General features: G+C 35.2%; 24 protein-coding genes. 21 read left to right on the forward strand and 3 right to left on the reverse strand.

The window, feature by feature from the left end; translation table 11 throughout:
- Positions 1-3 precede the first annotated feature (3 nt).
- The 13 genes from comX (at position 4) to BK585_RS06025 (ending at position 11,019) form a co-directional block, all read left to right on the forward strand.
- Positions 4-174, forward strand: coding sequence for a competence pheromone ComX (gene comX / locus BK585_RS05970; RefSeq protein WP_078552572.1), 171 nt, complete (start codon positions 4-6; stop codon positions 172-174).
- Complete coding sequence (locus tag BK585_RS05975; protein WP_078552573.1) at positions 156-2,429, forward strand: sensor histidine kinase; 2,274 nt, start codon at positions 156-158, stop codon at positions 2,427-2,429. Before comX ends, BK585_RS05975 begins: the two co-directional genes overlap by 19 nt.
- 2 nt (positions 2,430-2,431) lie before the next feature.
- Positions 2,432-3,085 (forward strand): response regulator transcription factor, encoded by a 654-nt coding sequence (locus BK585_RS05980; RefSeq protein ID WP_245805791.1) that lies wholly within the window; start codon positions 2,432-2,434, stop codon positions 3,083-3,085.
- Between the two features lie 227 nt (positions 3,086-3,312).
- Positions 3,313-3,468 (forward strand): hypothetical protein, encoded by a 156-nt coding sequence (locus BK585_RS23935; RefSeq protein WP_170885492.1) that lies wholly within the window; start codon positions 3,313-3,315, stop codon positions 3,466-3,468.
- A 45-nt stretch (positions 3,469-3,513) separates the two neighbouring features.
- On the forward strand, positions 3,514-3,681 hold the full coding sequence (locus tag BK585_RS05985) for a class IIb bacteriocin, lactobin A/cerein 7B family (RefSeq protein ID WP_078552575.1): 168 nt from the start codon (positions 3,514-3,516) through the stop codon (positions 3,679-3,681).
- Positions 3,682-3,727: 46 nt separating this feature from the next.
- The gene (locus BK585_RS23940; RefSeq protein WP_078552576.1) at positions 3,728-3,913 is read left to right on the forward strand and encodes a hypothetical protein; all 186 of its coding nucleotides are present in this window, start codon (positions 3,728-3,730) and stop codon (positions 3,911-3,913) included.
- Between the two features lie 141 nt (positions 3,914-4,054).
- Positions 4,055-4,246, forward strand: a complete 192-nt coding sequence (locus tag BK585_RS05995) for a hypothetical protein (RefSeq protein ID WP_078552577.1) — start codon at positions 4,055-4,057, stop codon at positions 4,244-4,246.
- Positions 4,247-4,460: 214 nt separating this feature from the next.
- Entirely contained in the window at positions 4,461-6,653 is a 2,193-nt protein-coding gene (locus tag BK585_RS06000; protein ID WP_078552578.1) for a peptidase domain-containing ABC transporter, read from the forward strand.
- Between the two features lie 11 nt (positions 6,654-6,664).
- Complete coding sequence (locus BK585_RS06005; protein ID WP_078552579.1) at positions 6,665-8,338, forward strand: beta-barrel domain-containing protein; 1,674 nt, start codon at positions 6,665-6,667, stop codon at positions 8,336-8,338.
- 139 nt (positions 8,339-8,477) lie between these two features.
- Positions 8,478-8,723, forward strand: a complete 246-nt coding sequence (locus BK585_RS06010; RefSeq protein ID WP_078552580.1) for a hypothetical protein — start codon at positions 8,478-8,480, stop codon at positions 8,721-8,723.
- Between the two features lie 97 nt (positions 8,724-8,820).
- Positions 8,821-9,990, forward strand: coding sequence for an ATP-grasp domain-containing protein (locus BK585_RS06015; protein WP_078552581.1), 1,170 nt, complete (start codon positions 8,821-8,823; stop codon positions 9,988-9,990).
- A gap of 29 nt (positions 9,991-10,019) precedes the next feature.
- The gene (locus tag BK585_RS06020) at positions 10,020-10,271 is read left to right on the forward strand and encodes a hypothetical protein (RefSeq protein ID WP_078552582.1); all 252 of its coding nucleotides are present in this window, start codon (positions 10,020-10,022) and stop codon (positions 10,269-10,271) included.
- Positions 10,272-10,293: 22 nt separating this feature from the next.
- Positions 10,294-11,019, forward strand: a complete 726-nt coding sequence (locus tag BK585_RS06025; protein WP_078552583.1) for a CPBP family intramembrane glutamic endopeptidase — start codon at positions 10,294-10,296, stop codon at positions 11,017-11,019.
- Positions 11,020-11,271: 252 nt separating this feature from the next.
- On the opposite strand, the gene BK585_RS06030 is transcribed toward BK585_RS06025, so the two are convergent.
- On the reverse strand, positions 11,272-11,955 hold the full coding sequence (locus BK585_RS06030; RefSeq protein ID WP_170885493.1) for a SurA N-terminal domain-containing protein: 684 nt from the start codon (positions 11,953-11,955) through the stop codon (positions 11,272-11,274).
- Between the two features lie 275 nt (positions 11,956-12,230).
- Between BK585_RS06030 and BK585_RS06035 the strand changes: the two genes are divergently transcribed.
- From BK585_RS06035 to BK585_RS06055, 5 genes are all read left to right on the forward strand, one after another.
- Entirely contained in the window at positions 12,231-12,725 is a 495-nt protein-coding gene (locus BK585_RS06035; RefSeq protein WP_245805792.1) for a small multi-drug export protein, read from the forward strand.
- A gap of 96 nt (positions 12,726-12,821) precedes the next feature.
- Positions 12,822-14,024 carry an aminotransferase-like domain-containing protein gene (locus BK585_RS06040; RefSeq protein ID WP_078552585.1) on the forward strand — a complete coding sequence of 401 codons (1,203 nt, stop codon included), beginning with the start codon at positions 12,822-12,824 and terminating at the stop codon, positions 14,022-14,024.
- A 153-nt stretch (positions 14,025-14,177) separates the two neighbouring features.
- The gene (locus tag BK585_RS06045) at positions 14,178-15,056 is read left to right on the forward strand and encodes a radical SAM/SPASM domain-containing protein (protein WP_078552586.1); all 879 of its coding nucleotides are present in this window, start codon (positions 14,178-14,180) and stop codon (positions 15,054-15,056) included.
- Between the two features lie 150 nt (positions 15,057-15,206).
- Positions 15,207-16,184, forward strand: coding sequence for a sugar-binding protein (locus BK585_RS06050; RefSeq protein ID WP_078552587.1), 978 nt, complete (start codon positions 15,207-15,209; stop codon positions 16,182-16,184).
- A gap of 263 nt (positions 16,185-16,447) precedes the next feature.
- Positions 16,448-17,545 (forward strand): ATP-binding protein, encoded by a 1,098-nt coding sequence (locus BK585_RS06055; protein ID WP_078552588.1) that lies wholly within the window; start codon positions 16,448-16,450, stop codon positions 17,543-17,545.
- Positions 17,546-17,612: 67 nt separating this feature from the next.
- Here BK585_RS06055 and BK585_RS06060 read toward each other — a convergent pair whose 3' ends face one another.
- Positions 17,613-18,965: a sodium-dependent transporter gene (locus tag BK585_RS06060; RefSeq protein ID WP_078552589.1), complete on the reverse strand. Its 1,353-nt coding sequence runs from the start codon at positions 18,963-18,965 to the stop codon at positions 17,613-17,615.
- Between the two features lie 484 nt (positions 18,966-19,449).
- Between BK585_RS06060 and BK585_RS06065 the strand changes: the two genes are divergently transcribed.
- From BK585_RS06065 to BK585_RS06075, 3 genes are all read left to right on the forward strand, one after another.
- Positions 19,450-19,659: an alpha/beta-type small acid-soluble spore protein gene (locus BK585_RS06065; protein ID WP_026672528.1), complete on the forward strand. Its 210-nt coding sequence runs from the start codon at positions 19,450-19,452 to the stop codon at positions 19,657-19,659.
- 181 nt (positions 19,660-19,840) lie between these two features.
- Complete coding sequence (tnpA, locus tag BK585_RS06070) at positions 19,841-20,326, forward strand: IS200/IS605 family transposase (protein ID WP_078552590.1); 486 nt, start codon at positions 19,841-19,843, stop codon at positions 20,324-20,326.
- A gap of 527 nt (positions 20,327-20,853) precedes the next feature.
- Positions 20,854-21,105 carry a hypothetical protein gene (locus tag BK585_RS06075; RefSeq protein WP_078552591.1) on the forward strand — a complete coding sequence of 84 codons (252 nt, stop codon included), beginning with the start codon at positions 20,854-20,856 and terminating at the stop codon, positions 21,103-21,105.
- 45 nt (positions 21,106-21,150) lie between these two features.
- On the opposite strand, the gene BK585_RS06080 is transcribed toward BK585_RS06075, so the two are convergent.
- Positions 21,151-22,248, reverse strand: a complete 1,098-nt coding sequence (locus tag BK585_RS06080) for an ABC transporter ATP-binding protein (protein ID WP_078552592.1) — start codon at positions 22,246-22,248, stop codon at positions 21,151-21,153.
- Positions 22,249-22,331: the final 83 nt, after the last annotated feature.

Raw genomic sequence — 22,331 nt, forward strand, 5'->3', positions numbered from 1 at the left:
ATTATGCAAGAAATTATTGAGTTTTTGATCCAAAATCCTGATGTAGTAGAGAAGGTGAAAAACGGGACAGCCAGTTTGCTTCATGTAGGTGACGAGGAAGTGAAATCTATTTTATCAGTTCTGTTAAACAACGCAAATGAATTAAGGGTAGAAATGTGGAAGAAATTGTATTAAAACGCAAGCTAATCGACCAAACACTTACTTCTATCCTCATTGTTATATCAACCATTTTAATAATAATTAATTTGCAATATCCACTTGTAGGGATATATGTAAAGGTGTCTGCAGAGGAAGAAGTATTAGTCAGTCATATTGCTGATTTAGGTTTGGCAAGTAAAAAAAATATTGAAATTAATGATAAAATCGTTGAGTTAGACGGAAACGATCCGCTAGAACACCCTCTTGTTGAAAAATACAATATAGTTGAACAAGTTTCATCAATGACAATTCAACGTTTAGATGAGGTAATCGTTTTTGATGTTCATCAATCAGATTTACTTGGAAAAGAAGCCATTTTTTACTTTCTATTTCCTGCTGTCTATTTTTTATTAGTATGTTTTATCTGTTTATTCCAATATTATAAAGTAGAAAAAGGTAAGAAAGTTATTATTGGAAACTACTTATTGCTTTTAACCGCATTAGGGTATATTTCTGCAACGTTATCTAGTAAACAGTATGACTTTGCTGTGTTTATTATGTTTTTTTGTATGTTGTTATCTCCTGTTTTATTGTTACATTATATTTACGTTTATATCGGTGAAGAAAATAAAAAATGGCTTTCTACTAGAGTAATCAGATTATTATACGGTTTAACATCACTAGTATTTCTTTCTCTTCTTTTACTGCAAGAACAATCCGGTGTTATCATACTTAGTATTTTTATTATCCTATTTTCGATAATTATGTATTACCTTTTTAAAGGGTTTTTAGTTTATAAACGGAATCCGATAAAAGTAGTATTTCAATGTTTGATATTTGCAGTCATTTGTTCTATAGGTCCACTCATTATATTTTTTGCTTTGCCTTATGTCGTATTTGGTATTAGTTTAATTTCTGGGACCTTAGCCTCAGCATTTTTAGTCGCTATGCCACTTGTGTTTGTTTATATGATTGGTACAAATACCATACATGATGTTCAATTAAAAATTAATAGATATTCATATTATATGTTTATTGCTCTTTTGCCCACTTTATTGATTACACTCATTTATAAGGGACTTATCGAAGAAAATGTAAAACTCGACTCGGTATTTCAATTTATTGGGATCATTTATGTCATAATTCTTTTTTCGTTTTTAAGTCAGAGAGTTATTGAACGAAAAGTGCGAACGTCGATACAGCTTGATAAAGATAGTTATCAAGAAAGCATTTACCGTATCGGAGAGCTTCTAAAGAAACAGCGCTCGGTTCAAGATATCATAGAGATAATCAAAAATGAAATTCAAACTGTACTAAAATTGGAAGATAGTTTAGTTGTTAGCGTCTCCAATAAAAGTCATATCGTATGTAGTGATAATCAACAAATGTACAAATGGAAAAAAGTAATAAAAAAAATCCAAGTACGTCCAATACAAATTGGAAAAGTTATTGATTCTGTAAGATACACGTATCTTTTTATAGGTGAAGTGAATCAATTAGCAATTGCGGTATTTTTACGTAAAGAAGACAAAACCACATTAAATGACGTACAAATGGAATGGCTGTCCACACTTGCTTATTATACAAGTATTTCATTAGAAAACGTCCTTAAAGTAGAAGAGCTGATTCAACAATTAGATTCAAATAAAAGAGAAAGTCATTTAGTAAACCGGTTATTAATTAAATGGTCTGAAAAGGAAAGAAGCCGGTTAGCGATTGACATTCATGATACGGTATTGCAAGAGTTGTTAATCATAAAAAGAAAAATAGAAGATTTGAAGGAATCCGAGTCTTTGTCTCAGAATGAATACAAGGGCAAGGTTGTAGAAATTGAAGAAAGTATATTAGACTCTATTTATGTTACAAGGGAAACATGCCACGAATTAAGACCACCTTTTCTTAAAGAATTCGGTCTTAGAGAATCTTTAAATGACCTATTAGGGAAGTTTCAGCTGCGCTCTAACATAGAGGTTAGTATCAATTGGCCTGAAGGTACCTTAGAAAATGAAGAGTGTGAGTTAGCTATTTTTAGAGTTATCCAAGAGCTTTTGACAAATGCTGAAAAACATTCGAAAGCTCTTTGGGTTGAAATTAACGGTCAAATTAACGGAAATCAATTGCTACTACAATATAAGGACAATGGAATCGGATTACAAAAAATGAAACCAAACAGTGGACTAGGACTTTTAGGCATGAAGGAACGAATAGAAAGTCTTGAGGGCACAATAACAATGTCATCAAAAGAAAAACAAGGGCTAACTGTAAATGTTTGTATGCCCTTAAGTAGGTGAAAATGATGGTACATGTTTTAATAGTAGATGATCATTCTGTAGTTTCTGAAGGAACAAAAGCGTTATTAGAACAAGAACCAGATTTACAAGCTACAATTATTCATTCAAGTCTTCAAGTACTGAAGCTTAGTCAACAAGAGATAGAATCATACGATTTGTATTTGCTTGATTTAAATATGCCTAACATGAACGGATTGGAATTAACAGAGAAAATTAGAGCGATTAAAAGTAATGCAAAAATAGTCATTTATACAGGCTATGATATTGCATCTCATTTTAATTTTTTAATTGAGGCTGGTGTATCTGGTTTTATAAGTAAGTCAGTATCCAAACATCAATTCATTCGAACAATTCGATGCTTACTAGACGGGGAAGCTGTAATCCCACTAGAATTACTTCCACAATTGAGAAGAATCGATATAACTGTTAAAAGCGATGACCTTAATATTACCTTAACCAACAAGGAAGAAGAGATTTTGGTGAGGGTTGCAAAGGGCCTGACAAATCGAGAAATTGCTACGGAACTATACATGAGTCAAAGGTATGTAGAACGAAATTTATCTGAAATCTTTAAAAAAGTAAAGGTTAATTCAAGAGCAGAATTAATACATGTTGCCAAAAAGAAAGGACTTATTCCTGATTTATTTTTGTGGTAAGTAGGTTCGCAATGGATTGTTTTACTGATTGCGAAGAGAGTGAGACAAAGGTTAAAAAAACCTTTTGTCTCACTCTCTATTTTTTTTGATAAAAAAGTAGATTTCAAACAAATGTTTGTGTGGTAGTAACAGATGAAACCAGCAATATTGGCGGTCTTACACACAACTTGTACGTTCTACCTCACTATCTTTTTCAATTATGATTATAGCAGAAGGAGGTGATACAGATGGAAGCATTAAATCAAACTAACTTTGTTGATTTAGATGAGAACGCTCTACTAGAAGTAGATGGTGGTCTTGTTATTACTGCAGGAGCTGTGATTGCAGGTGTTTTATTTTTAGGTGGAGTAGGCCTTGGCGTGGCATGGGCACTTTCTGAGTAAACGCTGTAACGAGTCAACTAAAATATGTAGAGGGAGGTAAGTAAAATGGAAAATGTGATTGAACATAATTTTCAAGATGTTAGTAATGCTGAGTTAATGGAAGTAGAAGGTGGACTAATAATTACAGGAATGATGGTAGCAGCAGGAATCGGTTGTCTTGCAGGCGGAGTAGCTGTAGGATATGCTGTTGGTACAATTATTAAAAACTGGTAATACCTATAGTTCTCTATTATCTTAGTCAGAAAGGAATCGCGCGCGTATGACTATTGATATATTTACAGTTAGTAAGATATGTATTTCGTTAGGGATTATAAGTCTTTTTTTATTACTTGTAGCCAAATGGTTTCAGATTGTTGAACTACCCAATGTAGTTCCAATTTTCTTGCTTCTTGCTTCGCTTACTGTACTCTTATTTGTTATAAACAAAGTAGGGATGGAAAGTTAAGTCAAGAAAATTTTATATGGAGTACATATCTTCTCCAAAAAGAATAGGCTGTCCTATAAGTACAATCTTATAGGTAACAGCCTTCTTTTATGGTCTGATAATCTTTCTCATTTTAAATTGACTTCTTGGAGTGAAGCTCTTATGAAGAAGATTCCATACAATGGTATGTTATTTATTATCATTGCTATGTTACTACTATTTATTCATGGATCAGTCATTGAATATTTTGAGGATAATACTATATCATTTCAGCGATTATTATATATTTTTTTGACTCTAGTGTTATTAGGGGTCCATCTCTTAAATAGGAAAAACAAAGGTCATAACCAGTAAAAAAGACACAAGATGCTGTGTCTTTTTTTTATATGGAATGGAGTATGTCAAAAATACATTTTCATAATGGAATTTAGAGTTGAACATTTAGATTTTACTAGTGGAATCACATGAAACACGCCAAAAATGGCGGGGTACCACACCACTTGTACGTTCTACCCTCTTATTACAATTATCTATGATAGAGTTATATATCAAAAAGAGAGGGAGAGCCATGCTAAAAAAATATGTAGCTATTAAACAGAACGATGAAAAAGATTGTGGAGCAGCATGCCTAGCAACCATCTCAAAACAATACGGGTTAAAATTACCTATCTCGAAAATAAGAGAAATCGCTGGTACTGACAAACAAGGGACAAATGCACTAGGTTTAATTAAAGCAGCGGAAGAATTAGGTTTTACTGCAAAAGGAGTAAAAGGTAATCCAGAAGCATTTTTTGGGGAATTTCCATTGCCAGCAATTGCACATGTTGTCGTGGACCAACAGTATCTTCATTACGTAGTTATTCATAAAATTACAAAGAAAGAAATTACCATTGCTGATCCTGCAAAAGGCATTGTAAAAGTCACTCCTGAAGAATTTTTTAAAGAGTGGACAGGCATTTTAATCTTGATGGTTCCCACTCCAAAGTTTGAAAAAGGTGATGAAACGAAAGGATTATTTTCTAGATTTCTTCATTTACTTAAACCGCAAAAGTACCTCTTTTTACAAATTATCATTGCGTCAATTTTATATACGTTGTTGGGGATTGCGGGAGCCTTTTATTTTCAATTACTGATTGATGAAATCCTAGCGTTTGATTTACAAAAGACGTTGCACATCATTTCAATTGGAATTATCGTACTTTATACATTTAAAGTGTTACTTGATGCATTTCGCTCTTATTTATTGTTACATATTAGTCAAAAGTTAGATATTAGCTTAATCCTAGGGTATTACAGACATGTTCTATCATTACCAATGAATTTTTTTGGGACAAGAAAAGTCGGAGAAATAATCTCTCGTTTAATGGATGCTTCAAAAGTGAGAGAAGCTATTTCAGGCGCCACACTTACAATTTTACTAGATACACTAATGGTTATTATCGGTGGAATTGTATTATATACTCAAAGCTCTTTCTTATTTGGCATCACCCTTATTTTAGTACCCATTTATATCATCATTGTGTGGGCCTTCCGAAGAGCATATGAAAAAATCAATCGCAAGGAAATGGAAGAAAATGCTCAGCTTACTTCTTTCCTAGTTGAATCCTTAAATGGAATTGAAACGGTTAAAGCTTATAATGCGGAGACCTATGCAAACTTAGAAACAGAAACAAGGTTTATTAAATTTATCAAAAGCATCTTTAAACACGGAATGATTGATAATTACCAAAGCGCACTAAAAAACTATCTTCAGTTAGCGGGTGGAATTGTCATTTTGTGGATAGGTTCTTATCAAGTGTTACAAGGGAATATGACTGCTGGTCAATTGATTGCGTATAATGCGTTACTTGCTTACTTCCTTTCTCCACTACAAAACTTAATTAACTTACAACCGATGATTCAATCTGCTGTTGTTGCTTCTCAGCGTCTGGGAGAAATCCTAGACCTAGAAACAGAAGAAGATAAACATAAAGGGAAAAAAATAGCTCCTGATCATTTAAAAGGAAACATTGAAATCAAAAATCTAGATTTCCGGTACGGTACTAGAGAGCTCATTTTAAAAGACATTTCTTTATCGATAAATCAAGGAGAACGTGTCGCTTTTGTCGGTGAAAGTGGCTCAGGTAAAACTACGCTAGCAAAGCTATTGCTCAACTTTTACCAGGCGGAAAAAGGTGAAATCATTATTAATAATTTTAATATTAAAGATTTAGACTTTAACCGACTTAGAGAAAGAATTGCTTATGTCTCTCAGGAAAATTTCTTCTTTAGTGGAACGATTGAAGAAAATTTATCATTAGGAACAGACAATGATACGACACTCGAGGATATTATAGAAGCAGCTCAAATGGCAAATGCTCATGAATTTATTAATCAATTACCTTTACGTTACAATACATTACTTGAGGAAAATGGGGCGAACTTATCTGGGGGACAACGGCAACGGTTATCCATTACACGAGCAATCTTGAAGAAGCCAGATATTCTAATTATGGATGAAGCCACAAGTAATTTAGATTCGATAACTGAAAAAGCGATTTCTGAAACAATAGACAGTTATTGTGAAGGAATAACGACGCTTATTATTGCGCATCGTCTTAGTACGATTATGAAGTGTGACAAAATCTGTGTACTTGAACATGGTGGAATCGTAGAAATGGGTACGCACCAAGAATTATTAGCAAAGCAAGGAAGGTACTTTGAATTATGGCAAAATCAAATGCCTGAAATGAATATTGAACAAGAATTAGTTGTGAATTGAGGTGTGTATGAGTGAAGAATATTGTAAGAGATATAAGTGAATTAACTGATAGTCGTGAACTTCTAGAATCAAAACCACACCCATTTGTTCCGATTTTTATTACTATATTTGTGTTATTACTCTTTTCCGCCTTAACCTGGTCATTTTTTGGAGAAATTGATGAAGTTGCCAAAGCCTCAGGAATGGTCCGTCCCAATGAAAGTGTAAGTACGGTACAGGCACCTGTATTTGGGCAAATTGAAGAGGTGTTTTTTAATGAGGGGCAATGGGTTGAAAAAGGGGAAATCCTGTTCACTCTAGACAAAGAAGAACTCGAAAAAGAACTAGACATGAGATTAGCAGAAATGACTGAGGCAGAAGAGGAAATTGAATTATTACAATTATATAAGAAAAGCATTGAGACGAATGAAAACTTGTTTTCCACTCAAACTGAGCGTACTACGTATTATTATGATTTAGTAGATCAATTCTTTTTACAATCTCAACAAATTGATGCCGAGTTAAAAGCGACTCAGTTAGAGTTAAGTCAGGCAAAGAATGAGTTAGAACGTTCAAAAGGGTTAAGCAATGCAACCCTTGAAGGTCAACAACGAGAAGAAAAACAAATAAAAAGAAATCTGGAACTTGAGAAAGAGAATTTACTATCTTCTCTTGATGGTGTGCTTGGGGAACTACAAGAAGAAGAGATATTGTTAAACGCCGTGAAACAAGACATTGGAAAATTAACTGGTGTTAGTGAAGTACGTGCCATTCGCTACAATATGTATCAAACGCAAAAAAGCAAACTTGAAGATATGATACAAGAACAACTGATAGTGGAGCAAAGTCAGAAACAGTTATCCAAAAATGAAGAAATTACGGCTACTCAATTTGAAAATGGAAGTAGCAAATCACTTGTAAAGGAAATAGAAGATTTAGAAAATCAATTTAAGATGGAAATTCATCTTAATCTTGAACAACTGACGAACCAAAAAAAGCAGCTTGAAGAAAATATTAACCTAGTAAACGAACAAATGACAGTTACTAGAGATGATGAAGCCATTCGACTGCAACGAGAGCATGTTTCTCAGCAGCAAGAAGATATAAAAGAGCAAGAACAAATGCTCACCGAGACAGGGACACTTATGAAGAAACAGTTTGAAATGAATACCACTGTAGAGATTAATACAGCAATTCGTGAACAAACTCAATATGTAAAAACCCTACAGGAAACAATTAATCAACTTCAGTTTACTGTTGAAAACAGAAATATCATCGCTCCTACTAGCGGAATTGTGAATGTACTAAAGGAACTTACAACAGGAGAGTTTGTTCAATCTGGGGATAATATAGTTGCAATCATACCAGATGACGAATCTGAATTTTTGATGAGCATTGTAGTTCCTAATCATGAAATTGGGAAAATCTCTATTGGTCAACCAGTTAATTTTCACTTTACTGCGTTTCCTAAGCAAAATTTTGGACATATCACAGGAGAAATAAAATCTATTAGTTCTGATTCAATTATCCACCAGGAAGGAATCAGTTATTATACGGTAGAAGCCATTATTCAAAAAGAACCACTTGTGAACCGTAAAGGACAAGAAGGTGAAGTGAAAGTTGGGATGACAGCGGATGCGTTTGTAATTGTTGACACAAAAAAAGTAATTCACTACTTACTTGAAAAGATTAATATGAAAGACTAACCAATAGTCGGTGTCCGCCAAAAATGGCGCGTTAGCGCCGTAAGATGTCGGTGATAGATTCATAGTGATGTACTAGTATAAAAGTAACAACTAGTTTAAACCTTGAAAAAAAATCTAGTAATGAGAGAGGGTATTAAAGATGAAATTGAAATTTGACAACAGTCAAGCAGAGGTAATTGAAGCACATTTTGGAGTTAAGGCTAGTTCATTCGAAGTAAATGACAAAGAGTTACGTGAGGTAAATGGAGGTTGTTATACGACGATGGCGATTGGTGAAGAGGATGGTAGCTTTGACCCAAGCCTACCGATTATCCCTATTAGACCGATTAAACCAATTGAGGTAACGACCATGGCGATTGGAGAAGAAGACGGCGGTATTATATAAACATTTTCTATATTTTGTTGCTTGGAAGTGATTCAGCGTCTCAGAAAAATGATTTTCTGAGACGCTCCTTTATAAGAATGATGAAAAGGTGAAAAATATGACGTTACTAATTGTAAATCCAATGAATGATGTACATTGTAGACATATGATTTCATTACTACAAGAGAAAAAAATCAGTTATATAGAAGTAAGTTCACTTTCAGAAAATGACCTGGCTTTTTATGAGGACTCGTTATTTTATAATGGGAAATCTATTATGGAACAAAGAATTCAAGGGGTTTACTTTAGGAGTGTATTACAAGATCCAGAGGAAATCAATATAACCGATGAAGCCTTGCAGTATAACAGAAAAGTTCAGTTCTCAGCTCAAAACGAAGTCGTGAAAGCGTGGTTATCTATCCTTCACGATAACAGGTTTCCCGTCATAAACCCTCCAAGAAATTATGCTAAATTTTATCAATTGTATAAATTACGGAACCATGGAATACCCATGCCTAAAACGTGTGTGACTTCATCTGTAGATGTTGCTCATCGTTTTATTATGAATAATAAGAGCACCGTGTGTAAACCTTTATCAGGTGGAAGTTACTGTCAAAGAGTCACCACAAGCTTACTCGAACGAATCCATCTTATTGAAAATGAACCTGTTATATTTCAAGAAGAGATTGTCGGTGAGGATGTCCGTGTTAACATGCTTGATGGAATAGTCTTATCTTCTCATATTATAAAAAAATCAAACAAAGAAATATTAGATTATCGAACAGACCCCAATTACCATGGGGGAAATGCAGAATATGAAGAAGTTCGTTTGCCAGAGGATGTACTTACATTTTGTGATAAAGCGATGAAGTTATTAGGATTAACATTTAGCGGAATTGACTTGCGTAAAATGAAGGATGGAAGATATGTCTTATTAGAATGTAATAGTATGCCAGCCTTTTTAGATATAGAGTTAAAAACTGGAGCTCCAATTACAGAACGAATCATTGATTATTTACAAAGTAAACCATTAGTTACTCCAACCATAACTGACAAGCATATTACCGTTTCAAAGAAAAAACAGATTAACCAAAAAGGAGAATCATTATTTGACTACTATGAAGTCATGAAAGAGTGGAGTGAAAGAGCAAACTCCGCCACTAATAGAATAGTTATCCCCCTAAATGAAGAACAGAAACAAAAATTGTATCTAGAAACGGGGAAGATAAATGAATATATGGAAATTGAAAAGAAAGACGATACATTGAAAATTATCGGTGTGTGGTAAGCACAATTTTTAAGTAGGGGGTAATTTAAATGAAAAAGGCTGACCAGTTGTCTTTGCTATTTTTATTATCTTTATTATTTGGTGTGATCCTCCCTGAAATCATAAGGGCAACTGCAAACTTTTTTTTTGTTATTTCTTCCTTACTATGTATTTATTTTGTATTCTTATATATGAAGCAAGGTAAGACAATTAAGGTCGATTTTTTTATTTTATATTTTGTCTGCTCCCTTTATATTCTAGCAAACTCACTATATCAACTTTTAAAGACTAGTGTATTGTAATGTAGGAAAGGAAGTGCTATTCATGTCAGAACCAGTTAAAGTAGAAGGGGTAGATGCTCCAAAAGAAAAACCTGAGGTAAGCTTTGGGTGGAAACATTTGATTTTATTTATTTTAGCTTACTTAGGGATTAATATTATCTTTGGTTTACTCTTTGGAATTGTAGATGTGATTTCAGGTGGAAACTTGATGTTAGATACGATATTATCTGGGTATAATGCGTTGTTATATGATGGTGTCGTTTTTGTATTAGCCATCTTATTATTTAAAAGTGTCCGCACATTTTTAAGGCCATTGTTTTCTTTAGCCCCTTTTAAAAAAGGAATAACGTATCTTTATCTCCTTGCTAGTGTCGTGTTACTATTTTCTTCCCAATATTTAATTATTGGTGTTTTAGGGTGGGAAAATCCATCAGCCACAAATGATTTAATACTAGGTGATTTTAGTATAGAATGGGTATCGATTCTGCTATTGTTTAGTGCCACTGCCCTGTTAACACCGGTTAAAGAGGAAATCCTATATAGGGGAATTATTCATCACTTTTTAGAGAAAAGGTATCACTTTTTAGTCGGATTAATTGTTTCTTCTCTAATTTTTGGATTGTTGCATTTAGGCTATCCGTTAACAGCTACTCTTATGGGGATGGTGTTTGTTATTCTATTTAAACTGACTCGGTCCCTGATGGTGCCGATTGTATTGCATATTGTTTGGAATGCATATGCGGTTATCGTATTACTACAAACTTTCTAATTAGATTCATTATGTAGAGGCAGGGTAAAAGGTATATAAAACCTTTTGTCCCTGCCTCTCTTTAGAAAAGAGGCATCGCTCCAGACCATTGCTTCGCCAAACGAAAAGGAAAACCACCTTTTCGTGGAAGAAAAAAAAACAATGGCCCCGCTCTGCGCAGAGAGGAGAAAGGCACGCCTCTCTTTAGAAAAGAGGCATCGCTCCAGGCCATTGCTTCGCCAAACGAAAAGGAAAACCACCTTTTCGTTTGGCTTATATATTAATTACGATGTCGCTTGTTTCTCGGAGGTTGGCTACAAGGGTTTCGACTTCTGCCATTAGTTTTTCGTTCTTTACTTGTGCTTCAATTATTTCTCTTTCTTCTTCTAAATCAGGTGTTTCTTCAAATTCTTCGCCGTACATTGCAACTATTTCATCAAAATAGTCTTGAACTTCTTCTTCTGTCACTGTAATGTCGGTTTGAAGTTCTTCAAAATATTTTCCGATTAGCATTTGAATACGAATATCATCTTCAATTTCAGCCAGTGTTAAGTCTTGTTCTTCAAGGTATGCTACAAACTCTTCATCTGACTCGAATTGAGCTTGGTCTTTTAGTAGTTCAAGTTGTTCAGACACTTCTTCTTGGCTAACCTCAATACCTTTTGCTTCGGCATCTTGCACAACTAACTTTTGGTCAATTAATTGCTCTAACGCTTGTTCTTCAAGAAATTGACGAGTGTCTTCTTCCACTTCAGTCGTCAAATCAACACCAGTTCTTAATGCCATCGCTTGAATCGCATATTCAAAATCACTTCTAAAAATGGAGTCCCCATTTACGCTTGCAATGACTTCATTGTCATGAGTGGCTTGTCCAGCTTTTTCTTCGCCTGTTCCACATGCAGCAACAAATGCTAGTGTAATTAGAATCAGTAACGTAGTAATAAAATGTTTTTTCAAAAAAATACCCCTTTCATTCTTTCATTAGGTGCCATTGTATCATAATAGAGGAATAATTGATAATGAATTCGCTTACATTCACTTGAGAGTTCGACCTAGTTTTCAAAAATCGTACAAATTTACAAATGAATAAAAAGCGTAGGTGTCACGTTTTGCTCAGTATGGACTTAAAGTATCATTTGTTTTTAAAAAAGTATGTAAAATGCTATAATTTCCTAGGCATATAATAGGATAGTATATATTATAGGAAACAGTCGGATAGGAGAGGCTATGATTTGTGGGAAACAATAAGCATGTATGTCAGTATATTCGTCATGGCTGCAACACCTTGGCTTGAATTGTTAATTGTTATACCGATTGGAATTGGGCTTAAGCTAAATCCAATAATGGTAGCCATTGTTACATACATTGGAAATGCCTTACCGGTTTTTATTATTGTCTATTTATCAGAGTCGATAAAGCGTTGGTATCAGCAAAGAAAAGCAAGAAAAGCCGAGAATAAAGAAGACGGTGAAGAGACGCGTCCGAAGAAAAAAGGGAAAAGAAATGAAAGAGGTAAGCGTATTTTTGCTTCGTATGGGTTAATTGGGTTGGCTTTTTTAGGACCTTTAATTACAGGAATACATTTGGCAACGGTGGTCGCGATGTCTTTTAACGCTCCAAAAAACAAAATATTACTCTGGATGAATGTAAGCTTAGTGGCCTGGACCATAGTAGTAACGATAGCTTCTTATTATGGATTAGATTTTATTCTGTCCTTTTTTAATTAAGGGGATATGTTTATCTAAAAATAAAAAAGCCATTGACTTTTTCTATGAATAAGATAAGATATTATAAAATTTAGAAAATTCGTTGAGGTGGAGAGAATGAAATATGCTTTTTCAAAGCGTGTAAGACATTTGCAATCATCAGCTGTTCGGGATATTTTGAAGGTTGTCAATCAAGGAAACGTGATCTCATTTGCAGGTGGTTTACCTGATGAAGAATTATTTCCTATCGCAGGCCTTCAAGCAGCATTTGAAAAAACGTTTGCAAGTGGAAAGAAAGCATTGCAATATGCGGAAACGGAAGGATATTTACCGCTAAGGGATGTATTAATTGAGCGGATGAAACGGAAAGGAATTACAAGTTATAGTGCTAATGATGTTCTTGTAACTACCGGTTCGCAGCAAGCTATTGATTTATTTTCAAAAGTTGTTTTTAATCCTGGTGATGTGATTCTAGCGGAAAATCCAACGTATCTTGCCGCACTTCAAGTGTTTGAATCTTATGAGGCACATGTTATTGGTGTCGAGTCGGATGAACACGGAATGATACCTGAAGACTTAGAAGAAAAAGTAAAAAGATACCGACCGAAATGTATTTATGTTGTCCCGACGTTTTCTAATCCCACAGGAAAAGTGTGGTCAATGGAACGCCGACAGCAATTACTAGCTTTGGCTCAAAAGTATCATGTTATTGTCTTTGAAGATGACCCATATGGCGACATTCAATTTAATAAAGATGAAGAGTATGCTCCAATCGCCTCTTTAGATAAAAAGGGGACACATGTCCTATATACAAGTACGTTTTCAAAAACAGCAGTCCCTGCACTACGAACAGGTTGGATTACTGGTCCATATCAGATTATTAGACTTATGTCTCAAGCAAAACAAGCCAATGACCTTCATTCCAATTCATTGGCTCAACAAGCTCTTTATCACCTATGCATGGATTATGATTTAGATGGTCATATTCAAATGCTCATTCGAGAGTATGATGCTCGAATGAAGTTGATGCTTGGAGAATTAGAGAAAGCGAATTTACCAGGTATGAGTTATGTTGTACCTAAGGGTGGAATGTTCTTTTGGATTGAGTTAGATGAATCGGTTGACACGACTGATATGTTAGCAACTGCTGTAGAGCGTGGGGTTGCTTATGTCCCTGGCTCCCCTTTTTACGTAGGGAAAGGGAAAGAGAACACGCTGAGGTTAAACTTCACTCATTCAACTCCTGAAAAGATTGAAAAAGGTATGAAGCTCTTAACGGAAGTACTGCAAGAAAATCGGCAAGAGATTATAACTCCATAACGAAGCCGGGGTAAAAGGTAAAAATACTACCTTTTGTCTCGGCCTCTTGTTTGTTTCGTCGCTTCACGTTTTACTAATAACTGACACTGGCATCTTATCTGATAAATGGTACAATAAACGAAGCTATGAAGAGATGGGAATGAGAGGATTTAATTGAAGAAATATAAGAAATTCTATATGGAAATCACAAGCATATGTAACTTAGCTTGTAGCTTCTGTCCACCAACGGAAAGAGAAAAACAATTTTTATCAGTAGAAGATTTTTCGAAACGACTTGACCAAATTAAACCATTTACAGATTATATCTATCTACATGTTAAAGGGGAGCCTTTACTGCATCCTAAAATTGACCAACTTCTTGATATTAGTCATGAAAAAGGGTTTAAAGTGAATATTACGACAAACGGTACGTTGCTTCATAAAGCAAAACATAAAATTATCAATAAGCCTGCTCTTCGTCAAATGAATTTCTCCCTCCACAGTTTTGATGGTCATGAAGGCTCTACAGATAAAGAAGGCTATGTTCAAAGCGTTCTTGGTTTTATAAAGGAAGCCACTGAGCAATCTAAGCTAATTGTTTCGTTACGACTTTGGAATTTAACAGAAGACAATGTAACCAATTTGCAACGAAAAAGAAATCGTGAAATCTTGCAAATGATTGAAACTGAATTTAATCTTGATTATAGGATTGAAGAGAAAGTTGTTCCAGGTAGCGGTGTGAAAATTGCAGATAGAGTCTATTTAAATCAAGATTATGAATTTACATGGCCAAGCCTTATAGAAGAAGAAGATGAGGGAAAGGGCTTTTGTTACGGCCTTCGAAACCAAGCGGGGATCCTTGCAAACGGAACGGTCATTCCTTGTTGTCTAGATGGGGAAGGAGTCATTAATTTAGGAAACGTCAATGAACAAGACTTCTCCGAAATTGTGGCTGGAGAAAGAGCTACAAAACTAGTAGAAGGGTTTTCTAGAAGAGAGGCCGTCGAAGAACTGTGCCGTAAATGCGGATACCGAAAAAGATTTGGGACGTAAAACAAAAGGAAACTCTTATAAGAGGCTGACTCAATTCAACGAGTCAGCCTCTTTGTGTACACAAGTTTCAGCTTTTTATCGACAATGTTAGATTCGTAAGATAAAGTAAGTATATATAAGGATTTTTAATTAATAAAGGTTGGGATAATAATGAGAAAGAGTGGGGTTATTTACAGTATACTTCTATTATGTATTGTTATCTCATTAGGTTTTACAGGCTACTATTTTATGAAAGCGCTTAACTACGATACAACTTTTTTTGAACATGAACAAGTAAATGACTACGAATATCATTTTGTTTTAATTGGTCAGGAAATTGATAACCCGTATCACCAAAAGGTTTTAGAGGGTGCATTAGAAGCAGCAAAGGAATCAAACACGTTGATTGAATTTATTGGTCCAAAGCAAACGAATATAGAGGAGCATATTAAACTTATTGAAATGGCTGTTGCTTCTAAGGTAGATGGAATCTTAACTCAAGGATTAACCAATATAGATTTTAAACCGGTTATTGATAAAGCCATTACGAAGGGTATTCCAGTCATTACAATTGATACCGATTTAGAAGATAGTAAAAGAGTAGCATATGTAGGCACTGATAATTATCAAGCAGGATTTAAAATTGGCGAAGCGCTTGTGGAAGCCACAGATGGAAAAGCAAAAATAGGAATCATTACTGGTACTGAATTTGCAAATAACTTAGTATTACGTGTCCAAGGATTTATGGACGCGATTAGCGAATCAAATGACATTGAAGTGATTTCGATGGAAAGCTCTAACATTAGTCGGATCCAAGCTGCTGAAAAAGCCTATCAAATGTTGCGAAACTATCCTGAGATTACAGCGTTTTTTGGAACAAGCGCATTAGATGGGATTGGAATAGCTCAAGCAATTGAGAAACATCATTCACATTCTGATATACTAGTATTTGCTTTCGACGACCTTGAAGAAACAATCGAACTGATGAAACAAGCTCAAATTTTTGCTACGTTAAAACAGGAACCGTATGAAATGGGATATCGTGGTGTAACTTTATTAATTGACCATATCGAAGGTGAACCAATTCAAACGATCAATTATACAACGACAGAAGTATTGTGGAGCGATAAAAACATGATTGAAAAGTAAAGTAACATTTTTGGGGAATAAGATTAAAAGTGGAGATAGTAGACGAAAAGGGACTTCTTGCCGATTTATTTTTTTGATAATTTATTTCTTTTTACCTAAAAGTTAGAAAGTGGTCTTATGTGAAAAGACGCATCTTTTATAAAGATGTGTTTTTTGCGTTGTAGTTAAAAGGGAAAGGTCTGCTTTTGTCGAAATTACAAGTAAAACAACAAAAATAGGACAGTAGAAGATTGTCAATTAGGTCGAAGGGGAGTGGACCGTGGATGCTAGAGATCAAAGCAAAGGAGAAGATTCTATATCATTTAGAAAAAATACAAACACATATACTTGCAATGTGGCAAGAAAAAGCGATAGTCAGGGATGGGAATCATGAAGAACTTTATGTACAAGGACAAAAGATATTTGGCCTTATCACTTCCTTTATTAATCGACCTTGTGATAACTTAATCAAATCTTTGGCATTAGAGGTAGCGTATAAAGAAGGTCTTACTCATGTCGATGAATTTGTATATAACATGAATCTGTACCGGAGATATTTGCTAGATAGCTTAGAGCAGATCGATATAAATCCAGAAGAGCGGAAGCCATTACTTCACCATATTAATTATTGCATTGATGAATTTATGTACTTATCGATATCAACTTTTTCTGATATTGCCTCTAAAGACTATGAAGACCGACAGTTTATTGCTGAGGAATCTCATAAAGATCGCTTAACGTTACTTGGACAAATGTCGTCGAGTTTTGTTCATGAATTCAGAAACCCGTTAACCTCTGTTATGGGCTTTGTGAAGTTGTTAAAAAATGAAAGCAGTGATTCTAGGTATTTAGATATCATTACCCATGAATTAGAGCAGTTAAATTTTCGGATTTCACAATTTTTATTAGCTTCTAAAAGAGAGACCTCATTAATTCAACGAGAAGAAACATTCCAACTTAAAAAATTGTTTGATGAAATATTAGAATTTTTATATCCCAGTATTGTTGATGGTGATGTAAATATTACGACAACGATTGATGAAAATGTTGAATTACATGGCTATCGAGATGAAATACGGCAAGTGTATATTAATTTAATTATGAATGCGATTGATGCACTGCAAATGATTGAAGGACAACGCATTTTACACGTAAAAGTCGTTCAGGATAAGAATGTCATTGCAGTCAGTGTAAGCAATAATGGACCAGCTATCCCGGAAAGAGTGATGCAAACGATTTTTAAACCGTTTTTTACAACAAAGAAATTAGGAACTGGGATTGGGTTGTATATAAGTAGAAAGATAATTGAAAAGCATAACGGGACAATTACGTGCGAATCCAATGAAGAGCAAACCGTATTTACAACAACGTTCATTGAATAATCACACACCTTAAAAGTAAAAAAGCTCAAAGGTCCTAAAAGGACCTTTGAGCTTTCTTTTTACTGTATTACCATTGACGGATTGAACTGATGAAGATAATTAAGATAGCTATCGGAGCTACAAAGCGTAGGATGAATAACCACACTTGCCCAAGACCCGAAGAACCGAAATCAGATGCTTCAAGTACTTCAGTTTTCTTCCATCCCCAACCAACGAATAGAGCGATAATTAAACCACCTAATGGTAAGAAGATGTTAGAAGCGATAAAGTCCATACTATCTAAAATATCTCTTCCACCAACTATTGTAATGTTGCTTAATGGTCCAATTCCTAGTGATGAAGGAACACCAACTAAGAAAATAATGAAACCAACAATGATTGATGCTTTTTTACGAGTCCAATCAAATTTACGAATGAAGTAAGCTACAGCTACTTCAAGTAATGATACTGCAGATGATAATGCAGCAGCAGCTAATAGGAAGAAGAACAATAGACCGAAGAATCCGCCTAATCCCATTTGTGCAAAAATATCAGGTAATGTAATGAAAGCGAGCCCAGCACCTGAAGCAGGGTCAATACCGAATGCGAATACTGCAGGGAAAATCATAATACCAGCAATAATAGCAAATAGTGTATCAAGTACGGCTACACTTCCAGCAGCGCCAGGTAGCTTTTCTTTACTTGATAAATAACTTCCGTAAGTGATTAATGCACCCATTCCTAATGAAAGCGAGAAGAATGCTTGCCCTAGAGCAGCTAAGTACACGCCTGGCTCAGCAAATGCAGACCAATCTGGAGTAAATAGGAATGCTAAACCTTCAGCAGCTCCACCTAGAGTTAAGCTATAGCCAGCTAAAATGATAAGGATAATCGCAAGTAATGGCATTAAAATTTTGTTTGTTTTTTCAATTCCGTTTTTAACTCCAACAAATACAATACCAATTGTTAAAGCCATAAAGATAAATTGCCATAAGATTGGCTGTACAGGACTTGAAATGAAGCCTACAAAGAAGTCAGCATATCCGCCTTCTGGAGCACTCCATAATTGACCTGTAAGGTATCCGAGGAAGTAACGCATTGTCCAACCAGCTACAACTCCGTAGAAGGATAAGATAATAAATGCAGAAGCCACTCCTAGAATTCCTGCTAACACCCATGGTGTACCTGGTGCTAACTTTGTGAAAGCTCCTACTGTATCGCTTTGAGCTTTACGCCCAATTGTGAATTCCGCCATGATAATTGGAATACCAATTAAAAGGATACAAAGTAAGTAAATAATTAAAAATGCCGCTCCACCGTTTTCCCCAGTTACATAAGAAAATCTCCAAATGTTTCCTAGTCCGACAGCAGAACCCATTGCAGCTAGAATAAATCCAAGCCTTGATGCCCATTGTTCTCTTGGTTCAGTGTTTTGACTCAATGGTTTTTCCTCCTTTAAATGATTAAATTATTACTGCAAAATAAATATAGCATAATCTTCTAAATAATTCGATAGTATTAGACAATTAAATTCAGTTTTTTTTCACCCCCGAACGTTAGTATTTCAAGTGTTTTCTAGTAATTCCATATCAATTCCAATACCCCCGAGAAAAATATGTGTTGTTTTAAATCATTACATTACAATAGGAATACTATGTGTGATATTTGAAGGGGGATGGAAACTTTTTCATAATATATGGAATCTATATTAAGTATATTCATAATTTTTGATAAATTCAAACGTTATTTTTAAGCGCTTTCATTTTAGCGTATAATTTCCTTAGTTTTAGGCTTCCCCGTATACACTAAATCATTAGTTAAAAGAAGTAATTTTTGTGTAACAAATTTCCAACAATTTTTTTACTTTTATTTTGAATAACTCTTTCAATTCGTCACATACTAATCTTACAAAGGGAGGTGATCACATGCCAACAAACAACTCAAACAACTCGAATCAATTACTAGTTCCTGGCGTTCAACAAGCGTTAGACCAAATGAAGTATGAGATCGCGCAAGAGTTTGGAGTACAGCTTGGCCCAGATGCAACTTCACGTGCTAACGGTTCAGTAGGAGGAGAAATCACAAAACGATTAGTCCAAATGGCTGAACAGCAAATGGGTGGTTACCAACAATAGTTTTATATGATGGATGGAAGAGGCGGACTTGTTCCGCCTCTTCTTCTTTTTGTAAAAAGAAAACCCTAGGCTAGGCCTAGGGTTCCGGAAAGCTTATAGCGAGGTATTAAAAAAACTCATCCGCGGTGCTAAAATATATTTGGTTCGCCAACCAATATAATAGCTTACGGAGGAGTTTTTTATGTCTAAAGACAGTAACAGTTTAGCACATACGAAATGGAATTGTAAGTATCACATCGTGTTCGCACCGAAGTATAGAAGACAAGCGATATACGGTAAATTAAAGAGAGATATAGGAGAAATATTGAGGAAATTGTGCGAAAGGAAAGGAGTAGAAATAATAGAGGCAACAGCATGTAAAGACCACATACATATGTTAGTAAGTATACCGCCAAAGATAAGTGTGTCGGCGTTTGTCGGGTATTTAAAGGGGAAGAGTAGCTTAATGATATTTGATCGGCATGCAAATTTAAAATATCGATATGGAAATCGAAAATTTTGGTGTACTGGGTTTTATGTGGATACAGTTGGAAGAAATAAGAAGGTAATAGAAGAATATATACGAAACCAAATACAAGATGATATAGTCGCAGAACAGTTGAGTTTATTAGAATATGTAGACCCATTTACGGGGGAAGAAGTGAAAAAGAAGAGAAAAAAAGTATAAGGACGGGGAGAGGCCTTTGAGGTCTGGCCAGTAGAAGTAGTACACATGGCGAACCGTTCAGTAGCCCTTTAGGGTTTGGTCAGTAACAAAGGCTTCCAGCCGTAGAGCAAACCACCCGTTCTCACGGGTGGTTTTGATTTTACATTTTTACAATGGAGGAGGTCATGAAGGCTTCTCCGTTTTCTAACGGACTTACGATCCTCTATTTTAACTAAATGTAGGTTTTTCACAGTGGAACGGACACAGGAGACCTTATTTTTCAAAAAATAGGTCGTTTCCCCGTATTTTAACTAATATAAGGTCTCTGGTGTCCGTTAAATTTAAAAACACTTAAAAAATCATAAAATAAGGTCTCTCCTGTCCGTTAGTAATAATGCGCGAAGCTTGCTAGCGTCCAAAAATAGAAACGTATAACGTTTTGGGTTTAAACATGGTGGCGCCGTCGAAGAAAATAATAAATCGACGCAGTTGTTTTCATAACTAAATATAAATTTCTACGGACATACTATCGGTGAAGGAGGAGGCGTATGAGTCAAGGTATTTGTCCGATATGTAATGGGTTAGAGTCTGTAAATTTACTTTGTGAGTCATGCCAAGGTCCAGTTGAAGATAGAGGAAGATTAATGGATTTATTCGATGATTATAGTCCATATCTGGATATTGAAGGAATGAAGATGATTAATGGGATACCAGATGATCAAAAGCTTCATGAATGTACCCATGTTCTTGTTTGCCCAACGTGTGGAACAGAACAATTGTATATCGTTAAGGAACAATGAAAAAAGCCCGGAACTGAATTCCGCGCTTTTTTTATTTTAATTATATTATCGAATGCGAAGCTCACTTTCAGGGTCAAAGAAATGAACTTTGTTCATGTCAATTGCAAGCTCAATGCTGTCGCCACTCTTAACATCTGTACGAGAATCTACACGAGCGATGAAATCTTGACCGCTAATTGTAGAATATAACATAGTCTCAGCACCTAAAAGCTCAGCTACATCAATTTTAGCAACAATTTTCGTTTGAGGTGAAGACTCGATGAATACTAACTCATCATGAATGTCCTCAGGACGAATTCCAAGAGTGATTTCTTTTCCAACAAAACCTTGTTCACGAAGTACTTTTACTTTTCCTTCAGGAATTTTAATTGTGTTGTCACCAACAATGAAGTTTTCTCCTTCAACTTTACCAGCAAGGAAGTTCATCGCTGGAGATCCAATGAATCCACCTACGAATACGTTCTCTGGGTTATCGTATACTTCTTTTGGAGAACCAACTTGTTGGATGAAACCGTCTTTCATAACAACGATACGTGTTGCCATCGTCATCGCTTCTGTTTGGTCATGTGTTACATAGATTGTAGTTGATTGTAAGCGTTGGTGTAATTTCGTGATTTCAGCACGCATTTGTACACGAAGCTTAGCATCTAAGTTTGATAATGGCTCATCCATTAAGAATACTTGTGGGTCACGAACGATAGCACGACCTAAAGCAACACGCTGACGCTGACCACCAGACATTGCTTTTGGCTTACGGTCTAACATTTCTTCAAGACCTAAGATTTTCGCAGCTTCACGAACACGTCTGTCAATTTCTTCTTTTTTGAATTTACGAAGTTTTAATCCAAATGCCATGTTATCATATACGTTCATATGTGGATAAAGAGCGTAGTTTTGGAATACCATCGCGATGTCGCGGTCTTTAGGAGCAACGTCATTCATACGCTTGTCTCCAATGTAAAGGTCACCTTTAGAAATGTCCTCAAGACCAGCAATCATACGAAGAGTTGTTGATTTACCACAACCTGATGGACCAACGAATACGATAAATTCTTTATCGCTAATTTCAAGATTGAAGTCAGATACTGCAGTTACGTCACCATCATAAATTTTATAAATATGGTTTAATTTAATTTCAGCCATTGTTATATTCCTCCTTGGATTTAACTTTACGAATTTATTGTAACCCCTTCCATTTCATTCGTATAGTGGAACAGTGCACAAAA

This window comes from Bacillus alkalicellulosilyticus, from assembly GCF_002019795.1.
Lineage (GTDB): Bacteria > Bacillota > Bacilli > Bacillales > Bacillaceae_F > Bacillus_AO > Bacillus_AO alkalicellulosilyticum.